9 protein-coding genes are annotated in these 13,831 nt (G+C 41.0%); all 9 read right to left on the reverse strand.

Going from position 1 to position 13,831, the window contains the following annotated elements:
• Positions 1–3 precede the first annotated feature (3 nt).
• The 9 genes from AC6CH7_RS20875 to AC6CH7_RS20915 all read right to left on the reverse strand — a co-directional run bounded on the left by AC6CH7_RS20875 (position 4) and on the right by AC6CH7_RS20915 (position 13,825).
• Positions 4–1,266, reverse strand: coding sequence for an aminotransferase class I/II-fold pyridoxal phosphate-dependent enzyme (locus tag AC6CH7_RS20875; protein WP_498264567.1), 1,263 nt, complete (start codon positions 1,264–1,266; stop codon positions 4–6).
• A 180-nt stretch (positions 1,267–1,446) separates the two neighbouring features.
• Positions 1,447–1,836 carry a helix-turn-helix domain-containing protein gene (locus tag AC6CH7_RS20880; protein ID WP_498264568.1) on the reverse strand — a complete coding sequence of 130 codons (390 nt, stop codon included), beginning with the start codon at positions 1,834–1,836 and terminating at the stop codon, positions 1,447–1,449.
• A 10-nt stretch (positions 1,837–1,846) separates the two neighbouring features.
• Positions 1,847–2,938: an aldose epimerase family protein gene (locus AC6CH7_RS20885; protein WP_498264569.1), complete on the reverse strand. Its 1,092-nt coding sequence runs from the start codon at positions 2,936–2,938 to the stop codon at positions 1,847–1,849.
• Between the two features lie 77 nt (positions 2,939–3,015).
• Positions 3,016–5,388 (reverse strand): glycoside hydrolase family 2 protein, encoded by a 2,373-nt coding sequence (locus AC6CH7_RS20890; RefSeq protein ID WP_498264570.1) that lies wholly within the window; start codon positions 5,386–5,388, stop codon positions 3,016–3,018.
• A 40-nt stretch (positions 5,389–5,428) separates the two neighbouring features.
• Positions 5,429–5,947, reverse strand: a complete 519-nt coding sequence (locus AC6CH7_RS20895) for a hypothetical protein (RefSeq protein ID WP_498264571.1) — start codon at positions 5,945–5,947, stop codon at positions 5,429–5,431.
• Between the two features lie 20 nt (positions 5,948–5,967).
• Complete coding sequence (locus AC6CH7_RS20900) at positions 5,968–7,017, reverse strand: thioredoxin family protein (RefSeq protein ID WP_498264572.1); 1,050 nt, start codon at positions 7,015–7,017, stop codon at positions 5,968–5,970.
• A complete protein-coding gene (locus tag AC6CH7_RS20905) occupies positions 7,014–9,629 on the reverse strand; it encodes a glycoside hydrolase family 2 protein (protein WP_498264573.1) in 2,616 nt (871 codons plus the stop codon). Before AC6CH7_RS20905 ends, AC6CH7_RS20900 begins: the two co-directional genes overlap by 4 nt.
• A gap of 23 nt (positions 9,630–9,652) precedes the next feature.
• Complete coding sequence (locus AC6CH7_RS20910; RefSeq protein WP_498264574.1) at positions 9,653–12,295, reverse strand: alpha/beta hydrolase family protein; 2,643 nt, start codon at positions 12,293–12,295, stop codon at positions 9,653–9,655.
• 69 nt (positions 12,296–12,364) lie between these two features.
• Positions 12,365–13,825: a RagB/SusD family nutrient uptake outer membrane protein gene (locus tag AC6CH7_RS20915; RefSeq protein ID WP_498264575.1), complete on the reverse strand. Its 1,461-nt coding sequence runs from the start codon at positions 13,823–13,825 to the stop codon at positions 12,365–12,367.
• Positions 13,826–13,831 lie beyond the last annotated feature (6 nt).

Raw genomic sequence — 13,831 nt, forward strand, 5'->3', positions numbered from 1 at the left:
TATCTATTCAAAATTTTTAATATTCGCTTTTGTCTTCACCCATTCCCAGGCGTTCAATATCCTGTCCATATGTTCAATGGTATGCGCGGCCGTTATACTCATGCGGATCCGGGCCTGTTTAAGGCTCACTGCAGGATAACCAATCTGATTCGCATATATACCCGCATCCAGCAACCACTTACACACCTCCGCATTCTGACCCGGTCTGCCTATAATTACCGGTACTATTGCACTTGCACTGTTTTCAGTATTCAACCGCAGATCATGTAATCCCTTTTTCAGATAATTGATGTTGTCCCAAAGCTTTACTTTACGCCATGGCTCTTCGTCAATTAGTTCAATACTTCTCACTACGCAAATCGAAGCTGGTGTAGGTGCCACAGAAAATATATGTTGCGCTGCCTGGAATTTCAGGTATTCTATAATTTCAGGCTCCGCTACTACATAGCCGCCTAAATGGCCGAAGGTTTTGCTAAATGTTCCGGTAATGATATCCACATCTTTATAGGCATCGTGCAGTTCAATTACACCTCGACCTGTTTCACCAATCACTCCTATACCATGCGCATCGTCCATGGCTAAAAATGCGCCGTATTGTTTGCACAGCTTAACGATCTGATCCAATGGTGCCAGATCTGCCGGTTGACTATAAACCCCGTCTATCACCACTACAATACTCCTGTACTTTCCCTGATTGGTCTTCAGCATCCGTTCCAGGTGTTCCATGTTGTTGTGCAGAAAGGTCTTAACATTTGTGGTGTACTTTACCCCTTCAATCATACTTGAGTGTACGCCGGCATCAACCAATGCCAAATCTTCCTTTTTAAATAAAGCCTGCATGGTAGCACTATTAGCGGTATAACCAGTTGTAAACAGCATAGCCGCTTTACGGTTAAAAAAGCCAGCAATCGTCTCTTCAATTTCCCTGTGGAAATCCATATGGCCACCAATAGCCGGACTTGCTGTTGATCCTACACCGTATTTTTGCATTCCGGCAATCGCCGCAGCAATAACTTCAGCGTGCTGGCTGAGTCCCAGGTAATCGTTAAACACAGTGGCAACAAAAGTTTTGTTAGGGTTACCCGGCAACTCCAGTTCAACTTCTGGTAATGCACCGTTCAAACATACCTGCCTGTAGTTCCAATGTCCCCGGCTACTCCAGTTGTCAATGTACTCGCCGAATTGTTTAGCTTTTTGGTAAATGTGCTGCCCGATCGGATTCTCAAAATCTTTAAATGAGGCATTTTGTAAAAAATTACTGTCCATAGAAATAATAAGTTTTTGTTAATGAGGCGAAATTAAAGCGCCTTAACTCCCTGAACGGGGACTTATCGGGCAATAGTTTTTCACATTTGGCCTTTTTGAAAACCGCCAGCCTATCCGGGCATGGCGGAATTACTAACCTAATATTCGAACCTCTACTTATAGCAAAGCTTTTCATAACCGTCACCTATCTGTTTTCTCGAAATATTCTATTCCTAAACCAGATAGCCTGTATTTCTTTGGTGAATACCCTGTTTTCTTTTTAAAGCAGCGGTTAAAATATCCTGGGTCGCTACAACCAATCTCATACGAAATTCGTTTGATCGGCCAGTCAGTATATACCAGTAATAGTATCGCTTCCTTATGAACCTTATCCTGAACAAGTTCATAAACCGACTTCCGTAAAATCCGCATGCAATGCTTATTTAAAACCTCTGTCTTCATTGACAGGGCATTTGCATAAAATTTAGGGCTTCGTTGTTTATGATAATGTTTATCCACTAGACCCACCAGCTCTTTTAAAACCTGCACGTAATCCGGAACATTCTGTACCTGCACTAATTCCTTTTCCATATCAATGTGTCTATCTGTCAACGGAAAAAGCATAAACAGTTTTTGAGGTATAAATTTCACCAGGTCTCAAAACAGTCGATGGAAAATTTGGATGGTTTGGTGAATCAGGGAAATGCTGTGTTTCCAGGCAAAATGCTGTCCTGAATTTATCCGGGCCATTTCGAAGCTGATTCTTACCCTGCATAAAATTTCCGGAGTAGAATTGTAATCCAGGTTCGGTAGTATAAACACTCAATACAATTCCAGACCTGTCCCCATACACCATTGCGGCTGGCATGATCTTACTTTGATTCAAAACATAGTTGTGGTCATAACCTTTTCCATATCGCAGTTGATCATTTTTCGTATTGATCCTGTTTCCAATCCGATCTGAAATTCTGAAATCAAACGGCGTTCCTTTTACTAGTGCCAGTTCTCCTGTCGGAATGAGGGTAGAATCTACTGGTGTATATTGGTTCGCATTGATCATTAATGAATGGTCCAAAATGCTGCCAGATCCGTTCAGGTTAAAAAACGCATGATTGGTCAGGTTTACAATTGTTGGCCTGTTGGTAATGGCTTCGTACTCAATGATCAGCGCGTTACCATTTGTGAGGGTATATGTAACCTTACTGCACAATTCACCTGGAAAACCATTGTCTCCATCTTTTGAATTTAGATTACAAACCAATGTGGAATCATTGACTTTATCCAAACTCCATTTTTGATATTGAAATCCTGTTTTACCACCATGAAGCGTATTTAGACCATTGTTGATGGTTAGCTGATAAGGCTTGCCATCCAATTCAAAATTTCCTTTCGCAATGCGGTTCCCATATCTTCCAATAGTGGCACCAAAATAGGGTTCTGTAGCTTCATCGTAGTCTCCAGGTTTTTCAAATCCAATTACAACATCAATAAATTGCCCTCTCTTATCAGGTACTTTAAGGCTCATTAGCCTGGCACCATTTGAGCAAAAGCTAGCTGATGAGCCGTTTATATTTTTGAGCTCAATAATTTCATAGGTAGCATCAAGATCTTTGTTATTTTGGCTACAACTGGTGCATACACCCACAATTACAAATAACAGCAAAAGGAGGCAGTAATGTTTTAGGGATTTCATAATGTTCAACTGAGTTTGCGTTTAAAAAGTGTGGCTGGATTACCCAACACACACCCCATTCATAAAAACTGGTTAAATTATTTGTGCTCTTCAATGGCCTTTTGGAACATCATCTTTTCGTTTTCCGGGATAAAAGCTCCATACTTTTCCAGGTAAGTTTTTGCCGTTGGCACAAATGCCAGCCAGTCCTGCTGGTTTATCGTATGGATGGCTTTAGCCCGCAAAAAGATTTCCTCACCCGGCCCACCAAAAACCTTCACTTTACTTTCAATCTCACTCCAATCCGGCTTTGCTTGCGGCGTCGGCACAAAAGGCTGAATCACATCCCCAAAAATCACATTCATCGCTTTTACATGCGCTGCTCGATCAGTCTTTGAGCGCTCCAGTAAAACTGCAAATCCCTTGTCAGTTACTTTCTTGGTCATGCTTTCCATAAAGGCGATATCCTCTGAACTATAAGGTTCTTTTAAAGCACCCATATATTCCGCTCCAAACCTCGCGACTCCTGATTTATCTCCGGTCTGTCCAGCCATCATCATCAATTGCTTTAAAAATGACTTGTCTTTTTTTCCTTCTATATACTCTTGCAATAATTTACTGTAAATCTGTCCAGGCTCCGTCAAATCAGCATCCCTGGCGGTAACATCCTTTACAGCAGCCAGCCATGCAGGAAGATTGACATCCGGGTTTAGCTGGCTATGAATTTTCCTTAATTCCGCAAAAGGGATTTTCACAACCTCTCTGTCATAAGTCATCAGGCCATTCTGCTCACTTTCTACGTCAAATGGCTGAGTATAGATAGACCCGCTCATTCCTTCAGCCTCAAACAATTTCAGATGCTGGTTCATAATTGTATACTTAGCTTTCAAACCAGCAGGCTTTTCCTGCACGTATCCCCATTGTGATCCCGGATTCCACTGATGGTTCGGAATAAACACACCAATCCCGCCAAACTCGCCCACCACTTGGGCTTTACCCGGCACCTTCAAACTGTTCATCGGGTCCGGATATGCATGTACATCGGTCATATCAGCACCTAAATAAGGATTAGCCCTTGGCGCCCGCAATTGCTCATTCACATACAGCAGCTCACCGGAATGCCCGTTTACAATTCTCGATGGATCCGTCTGTTTCATCCATTTAGTCAAACGCTCCTGATCATATTGTCCCCAGGCCTCGTTAAACAGCACCCAGGTGGTGATTGAAGGATAATTGTGCAGTTGGGCCATTGTTTCTTTCGCACCTTTTTCAAAAGCCTCTTTAGCACCTTCAGGCAAGCCTTGATTAGGATTCACCATATCTTGCCATACCAGCATACCGATTTTATCCGCATGATAATACCATCTGGCTGGCTCTACCTTAATGTGTTTACGGATGGTATTAAAACCCATGGCTTTAATGGCCTTGATGTCAAATGCCAATGCTTCATCTGTTGGAGCGGTATATAAACCCTCCGGCCAGAAACCCTGATCTAAGGTACCTAGATTAAAATAAGGTTTGTTATTCAACATGATGCGCTCTACACCTTTACTATCTTTGGCAACGGAAATTTTCCGCATTCCGAAATAGGACTTTACTTTATCTGACCCCAGGGTTACCTCCAAATCATACAAATACGGATTAGAAGGCGACCACAGTTTTACATTTTTTACAGGCACAGTTATAAATGTGTTGGTATTACCTTTTACCACTTTCCCCTCAACTACCAATGATACCGTACTTTTAGCAGCTGAATTTACGGTTACATTGACGATACCCTTGTCAATATCAGGCGTGATCACCAAACCCTCAATATGTGTCGCAGGCACTACCTCCATCCACACCGTTTGCCAGATACCGGATGTAGGTGTATAATAAATATTCTCAGGCTTCAGCACCTGCTTGCCGTGCGGGCCAACTCCATCACCTGAAGGGTCAAATACCTTAACCACGATTTCATTATTACCTTCTTTTAATTGCGGTGTAATATCAAATGAAAACTCAGTATAACCGCCTTCATGACGACCAACCTGAATACCGTTTATAAAGACTATTGCTTCATAATCTACCGCTCCAAAGTTTAATTTAATTTTCTCCCCGGACTTTATTGCAGGTTTAATGAATGACTGCTTATACCATAAGTTCTGCGGGGGGAGAAGTGCCTTCTTTACACCGCTTAATGCTGACTCCAAGGGATATGGCACTAGAATCTGACCTTCCCAGGCAGACGGTTGTGCAGCGCCTTTTGTTGTGATAGCATAATCCCACAAACCATTTAGGTTTATCCAACTATCACGAACCAATTGGGGACGGGGATATTCTATTAACGCGTTACTTGGTGAAACTTCCTTAGCCCACCGGGTCTCTATCGTCACCGGCTTCATTTGCCAGTTTTGTTGTGCATTGACCCATGTTGTCCAAAATCCGGACAAGGCAGTAGCTATAAGTAAGGTATTTCTTACTGTTTTCATTAGAGTTTTTTTATGGTGTTGTTAGCTTTTCTATTGATTTTTAATCAACCCTATTATAAACCAGTGTCGACTTCTCTGTCCTGTCTGGCAATACCGATTCCGTATTAATCGTCAGCATCTTACCGCCATCATTAACAGACCATGCCTCTGTACCTGTAAATTCTAGAGGCTCCCCGTTGTTGTCTACCGTGAACTTAGAAATGATCTTCATCACCTGCTGATCAGCAGACCATTCCCTAACCGATGATCTGTTAATCACCGATCCTGTTCGGCTAGTTATTTTTCTCACTTTACCATCGAAAACCACAGTATCCATACGCAGCTGGACCTTACCCATACTGTCCGTCTTCGACTTTTCAATCACAATCATGGGATCTTGTTGAACAATCCGTATAAAACAATTCGACGGTTTAGGAGCAGGTGTATTCCCAAACTCACTTTTGCTGATATCCAGTACCCATTTCCCTTTGAAATCAACCGGCGCTGCCTGATACGTAAAAGCCATAAATGTCATTCCTGATAACACTATCGCGGCTAATAATTGCGTTTTTATTCTCATTTTTTAAATTTTATATGTTCCTATATCTTGTCATAAACTAGTTTCAGCGTCGCTGAACCCGTATTCAGCCGGATTAGCCGTTCCACCGTTAACCGTTTCCCTGCTTCTGTCAGTTTCCAGATCTCCAGCGTCGTATACTCTATTTCATATTTGTTATCCGGGTAAGTCATTTCGGTAAACTCCGTCAGGTCATTTCCCTGCACATCCAGCAGCATAGCTTTCTTCAACCGGTTACTGCTCTGGGTAGGAATGTCAGTTTGTTTACCATTAAAAGGCAATACCTCATCGGACGTATAAGCTTTCTTTTCCTGGTCAATACCCGACCTGGTGATGCTGATCTCGGCAACATCTTGTTTAACAACCAGTTCTTTTGCAGCCGAGCTGAGCGGCTGCTTTCCAAACTCACACAGCGAATAATTGATCGCCCACGTACCGCTTAAATTAGAATGCAACCTAACAGGCTTCAACTTACCCAGCTTGCTCAGAAAATCTACCCCCTTCAGTTTCTCCGCCATGACCGTTCTTCCAAGACCTTCAGTCACCGTAACCAGCTTATTTACAAAGTCAGTATCCCGCTTGCCTTTGAAATACTGCCCCAGCAACACAACGTACTGCCCCGCAGGATCAAGCGTCTTTTTAGCCTCAGCAATCAGCTTTTCTGCATCCAGAAAGCCACTGACCTGGTGTGCAAGCGAACCGTCCGGAGTTAGAAAAACCATAGTAGGCAAAGTTTTGATTGCATAAGCCTGGGAGATTTCCTTAGCCGCAGCATACCATTGTTTTACCATTACGTCATCTGAAGCTGTCTGATCCGTCTGCACCTTCACCGATAAAAACTGACTATTGAAAAACTCTCCCACTTTAGCCTCAGTGTATACCTCGCGTTCCATTTCCTTGCATGGCCCGCACCAAGTGGCCATCACATCCAGAAATATATATTTATTTTCAGTTTTAGCTTTGGACTTAAGCTGCTGCCAGCTTAAGTCCATTTCAAATTTGATTCCCTGCCCAAACGCTGCAACAGACCAAATCATCATAACCAAAACGAGAGCTTCTCGTTTAACCATCATTCCTTCCAGGTGGGAGCCCCCGCCTCCATTTTCTCTAAAGCATCCTTATACTCTTGCACACCCGGATCAATCTCCAGTGCCTTCCTTTCCCACTCAATCGCTTCCTGTGTACGCCCAGACTTGTGCAACAAGTTCGCATAAGTATCCATTCTCCAGTGAACCCCCGGTTCCAGGTCAATGCTTTTTTTACTCAGCATCAATGCAAAATTCAGCAGGTCTTTATTCGAAGTCCCTTCAAATACCGACCAGGCAATATCATTCAATGGATTGGCATTTATCCACGCCCTGTTTTTACCATATCCGTTGTACCATTCCGGCAGTTTGGTAACCAAGACATCCCATTTACTTTTTGCGATATGATCAAATACTTCAGACTGAAAAGCGATCTCAGTACCCAAATCACCATATTTTGCAGTCAGGTCTTTAGTAATAGCTTTCCAATCTGCATCTCCTTGTTTTGGTACTTTTGGCCTGATCAGCTCACGTTCCATAACCGCGGTTACAAGCCGTTCCGCCTCATCTTTACCGAGAATGCCGTTGACCTTTTCATTGTTATCAAGTAGAATTTTAAGGCCCGGATCATTTAAATTTGTGGTGAACATCTTGATGAAGTTCAGGTCACACTCTGTAAAAGGATCTTTTAAACCATTGATGTAGTCCGCAGCAATCAACTTTGCATTTTTATTGTCTTTTTCAGCATTAGCAGCAATGGCTAATTTCCGTAAGGCCACCGGATTTCGCTTTCCTGATATATAATCAGCTAGGCCTTTTTTGTAATTAAACAAGGTAGTATCAGCCGATTTAAACTGAAGTTGTTTTCCAAACCGTTCATAACCCTTTGTAGCTGGCCACAAGCGGCTATTGATTTCGGCAATGGTAGCAACCGGCAATTTGATCACTTCACGATCATAGGTCATAAAACCATTCTGTTCCGATTCCACATCATAAGGCTGGGTATAGATAGAAGCACTTAAACCCTTCTTTTCAAACTTGACCAGTGAATCGGTCATAGTAGAATATTGAACCTGCATCACAGGAATGCTTACGGTCTTTCCATAGCCCCAGCCCATGCTCAGGTCATTCCATATATGTCCATCTACCGAAACGCCAATACCCCCGAACTCTCCGAGTACTCTAACTTTGCCAGGAATGGAATTTGGTATTGCAGGTGGCGGGTAAGAATGCACGTCGGTCATATCACTGTTGATGGACTTTTTGATCACTTCTTCCGCACTTTTTGCATCGACTACCCCGCCAACAATTTTAGAACCCGAATGCCCGTTCACTAACCTGGTCGGATCATAATCTTTCATCCATTTGGTCAAACGTTCCTGATCGTATGCACCCCAACCCTCATTGAAAAGTACCCAGGTAGTGATACATGGATAATTGTACAGTTGGTCCATATTCTTTGCATTTTCTTTTTCAAACTGTTCAATGCTTTTTTCCCGGTGTACCATGTCCTGCCATACTAACATCCCAAGCTTATCACAGTGATAATACCATCTGGCCGGCTCTATTTTGATGTGTTTCCTGATTGTGTTAAATCCCATGGCCTTTGCAGCTTTCACATCGAAAGCCAAAGCCTCATCAGTTGGTGCAGTGTATAAACCTTCCGGCCAGAAACCCTGATCCAATACTCCCAGGTTATAGATATACTTGCCATTCAAGAAAATCCTTTCTATGCCTTTCTCATCCTCCTTCACCTCGACCTTCCGCATCCCGAAGTATGACTTCACCTTATCCTTACCCAAAATAACCTCCAAGTCATACAAAACAGGATCATCCGGTGACCACAGTTTTGCATTTTTTATCGGAAGCACTATTGGTTTATTGGAAACACCAGTCACAATGTGTCCATCAGCTTTCAATGTAATTGGCGCATCGGATTTAGAATGCACAACTATGGTTACACTCGATTGATCAACATTCGGCGTAATTTTAAGGCGTTCAACATATTGCTCGGGTACGACTTCCATCCACACCGTCTGCCAGATTCCGCTACTAGCCGTGTACCATATCGCCCCTGGTGTAAGTGATTGCTTCCCCTTCGGATTCGGGCCATTTTCCGTAGGGTCCCAAACCTTCACCACCAGCTCATTCTTGCCCGGCTTCAACAAATCCGTCGCATCAATAGAAAAATTCTGATACCCACCCGTGTGCTTACCTGCTTCCTTTCCATTGATAAACACAGTAGCTTCAAAATCTACAGCGCCAAAATTCAGCAGTACTTTTTCTCCTGCCTTGATTACCGGTTTTGTTACACTCCTTTTGTACCACAACAACTCAAAAGGGCTTTGTTTCTTTTTTACACCCGAAAGGGCAGATTCGATCGGAAAAGGCACCAGAATTTTTCCTTCAAATTTGTCTGGCGTTGTTCCATCCATAGGAGTCGTAGAATACTCCCATAATCCATTCAGGTTTTCCCATTTGCTGCGTTCCATTTGTGGCCTTGGATAATCGTTAAGAGGCTGGTCCACTTTCACGTCTTTCGCCCATCGTGTATTGATTTCTACAGGCCTCATCTTCCAGCTTGTACCCTGCGCTTCTGCTTCCGGAGCAAAAAATTGAGACATAGCAGTGGCTACAAGCAGTATTCTAATTGCTTTCATGTTCGTTTTTTTATGTGTTTATGTTATTTCGAAGTTTGTGTGGTATCTAGTTCTAATCCGGACTTAATTCCTCGTTCCCATGAGGGCACACCACGAGACATCCAGACCGGCATGGGCTTTCCTCTCAAATAATGATCAAAAAACTGCTGTTGCCGGATAGCAAAATCCTGTATGTTTTTTTCATTCTCCAGGTAATGTGCTTCATCTTCATATTCCAATAACCAGACAGGTTTGTTTAACCTGCGAAGCGCAAAATACATTTCCAGTGACTGTGTTATCGGAACTTGGCCGTCCTTGGTTCCATGCATTAACAAAAGAGGTGTAGCTACTTGATTGGCATGAAAAACCGGAGAATTATTGATATACAAATCTAAATTTGTCCACGGCGTGCCCGGCATATTTATTTGACCATTTTCAATCATATAATATCCTGGTTTTCCACCAAAATGAAGTGTCCCATATTGACTGAGATAGTTAGAGTATCCTGCTGATGATTGTGCCGCTGCAAACAGATTCGACCTGGTAATCATCAAATTAGTCTCATAGCCCCCATAACTATGTCCCTGCAAGCCCATATGTTTAGCGTCCACATAAGGAATTGTACTCACATGTTTTGCTGCAGAGCTAATGCAATCATAAATCCTGTCTCCAGGATTGGGACGCTGATGAGTCACATCAGGAACAAATACTAGGTATCCATTACTAACATACCACGGAATCGTCAGCTCACATTGAGATTGAATAGGTTCTATGAATTTGTTTAACGTATAACTCATTATTTCATAGTAATAAAATATAACTGGGTATTTTTTTGCCGGATCGAAATTTTCTGGTTTATATAAAATACCCTGATTATTGGTTCCATTGGCTAACTTGTAGTTGTGGAGTTCTGTAGTATACCAGTAATAATTATCTTCCGGATGGATATTAGAAACCTTGATTTTGTCGGATTTATTATGAATATAGAGATTGGGTGATTTACTGGCATTTTGATGAACTATCAAATAGGAATCTGTACTCTTAGCCTTTTGTGGGAGAAAACTCATTGCTCCTGCTCCATAAAATAGACTTGCCTGCATAGGGAGAATAGTTTTAATTCGCTTCTTGTTCGTTAAATTCAGAGAGAAAATTCCATTTTCTTTCGTAGCTAAATTAAATCCAGCAACCAAAATCACATTCGAGCTTATTTTTTTGCCCTTTCTATCATAAAATGATGGTGTTACTCGGTACCTTATACCTAGCGATCTACCGACCTTATTTGTCAAACATATCGGCTCAATTTTACCGCTAGGATCAACTTCCCAAATATCATATTCATCAGATAGAATCAATTTATTTGTCTGTTTCCCTATCTTTATCAAATGACTTCCATAAACTAATAAGTCTGTATTCGGACGCATCCGTCCAACGTCCTTAAAATCATCCATATCATAGGGAATATTGCCACTCAGATCTCTTTTTAAACCACTTGCTATATCATACGACCAATACTTATGAACAATATCGTCATACCAGACCACATATTTTTCATCTTCTGTTATTTCAATGGGTTGCTTTCTTGAGGGATTGATAGCAATTTGTATTCTATTACCAGTTTTGATATCTAACAGAACCAATTTTCTGTCGACATTTCTATAATTAGCCTCGTCTATATTGACTTTATTTACTAATAACATATACCTGTCATTGTATTGTCCCTCATATAACAATGTTAAGCTATCATTAGTTACTGGAATTGTTTTCAGGGTGGTGATATCCAAAGCAAAGACTGGTTTAGCATCCAATAACTCATATTTTGGCAAAAACTGTGCTGACTGTGGGTATTCATCCTTATAATTCCACACATTAAGGTGATCGGTTATTGCGTTAATTTTTGAGTATTTGAACTGATTGTGAATATTAAAATATAATACTTTGCCATTAGGACTGAAATTTAGGAGGTCATTAGGACTCTTTATATCACTATCGAAACCTTCAAATGATAACATTTTATTGGTATCGTTCTTTATGTTAAACAACCATAGTTTATTCCCTAAACTGTCTTTTGTAAGATAAATAAGTGAATTACCGGAAAAGTCGAAACGCCACGATGTCAAAACAACCATATTTATAATTTTGCTTTCAAGAGTACCGCTATTGACTCTTATTAAAAGATTTTGTTTGCCATGTGTCTTTACGAGCATCAACGCAGAACCGTCTGGCGAAAACTCGAATTTTCGTATGCCGTGATAAATACGCTGTACACCTGTCGTCAAATTCATAAACGTCAATTTTCTATCACTCTGACAAGCAATTAAGACACCGGATTTTGAGTCAGCAACAGCATAATTCCTTCCCAATAAACTAAATTCTTGCATGGTATTGAGCTCAATTATCTGGATAGTATCGCTAGAAACATTGTATATAAAGTATTCTCCACGATTAGTAAAAATGGGATTTCCCCCTCCCTCAATTTTTTTTTTGAGTTTGCCATTAGATGAAGTCAAAACAACCTCAATCCCTTTAGTTGTTGAACGCTGTGTATACCAAACAAATTTTCCGTTATCACTAATTTGGTACTTTTCCAGCTTTTCCCAAGTCTCTGGAGTATTGTTGTCAATCAACTTTTTTTGGGCAAAACCGGGCATTGCAATTGCTAGCAGTAACAGTTTTATAATCAGTTTCATTATCTATATTTAATATGATTAATTCAGTTTTAACATGGAGATCAATATCGACTTCCATGTTAAATTCGATTAAGGTGCGACTTCAGGATATCCCGAATTCTGCTGGCCTTTCAATCCAGAATTATATTTGAACTCATCGATGGGGATAGGTAGCAGGGCTTGGAACGAAGACCAACTAGCTGATACACCGCCGATAATTTTTAAAGGGTTTCTAACTCTCATTACCTCATCAATTTTTCCGGTTCGTTTCAAATCAAACCATCGATGCCCCCATTCACCAAACAATTCACTTTGGCGTTCCTTGGCTACAAATTCCAGCGCGATCGATTGAGTAACATCAGTAGGTAATTCAGCTAAATTATTCGGACTTAGACGACTTGCCCTAGTTCTGAGTGAATTCAGATCAGCTATACCTTCCGAGATTTTGTTGTTTCGAATTCTGGCTTCACCACGCACTAAATATTGCTCTGCAAGCCTTAATACCATCACATACTCCGTTTGTATGTTACTTTGCCTCACTTTGTATTTAAATGGAATAGTGTATGACGAGTTACCTGATGTTACTGTTTTGGTCCATGCCGATTTCCGAAGATCATTTTCCTCAAATGTCTCTAAGGTGAAGGAGCTGAGGAATATCCTAGGAATAGTATTTGGTAGGGGAATAATTGTATTTCCTTCTAATGTGTTAACATTGCTAGCATTAGATATATTCGGTTGTAAAGCAAAAATAGTCTCCTTACTATTCTTTAGAAAAACATCATTAAGTGGCACAAGCTGGTAAACACCTTGATTTGAAATTAATTTAGTTGCTTCGTCTTCTGCTTTCTGCCATTGCCCGGTGTAAAGGTATACTCGCGCTAGCAAAGCCGTGGCAGCAGCCTTATTTGGCCGTACGCGTTCCTGTAGTGGATCAATATTTAAATTTGCGCCCAAATATTGATCGCTTAACAGTAGTTGAGCTTCCAAAAGATCGGAAATAATCTGTTCATATACAAAGTTATTTGGACTTCTAGAGATATTGGAATTGATTTTAAAATCTGTGGTAAGTACTAACGGAACATCTCCGTAGATATTTACAAGATAAAAAAATAAGAAAGCTCGGGTAAATTTCGCTTCCCCGGAAAGTTTATCCTTCGCCGTTTGATTCAATTCTTTTGATTTAGATAACCCTTCTATAATTGAATTTATGGTGAACAAATGTTTGCCATAAATGGTATTCCAGAAAGCATTGCCTTTACTAAAGGACGTTGGAGTGTTCAAATACATAACCAAATTATGGGACAGTGTAACTAAGTCGTCCGCTATAAGACCAAATCCGATAGATATTCCGTTTGGACCCGCAAGCCCACCCGAACTCATTTGCCCCATATCTTGAAAAACACCCGTCATCACTAGTGATGCAGTTTCTGGATTACTGTACACTGTTTCGGCTGACTGTCTATCTTTTGGCAATTCTATTTCCACAAGTTTTTTACAGCCTAGGAATGATACCATAACATTTATTCCAAAGAAAATTACAACTTTTTTCATGTTGAA

Source organism: Pedobacter sp. GQ55, from assembly GCF_059758925.1.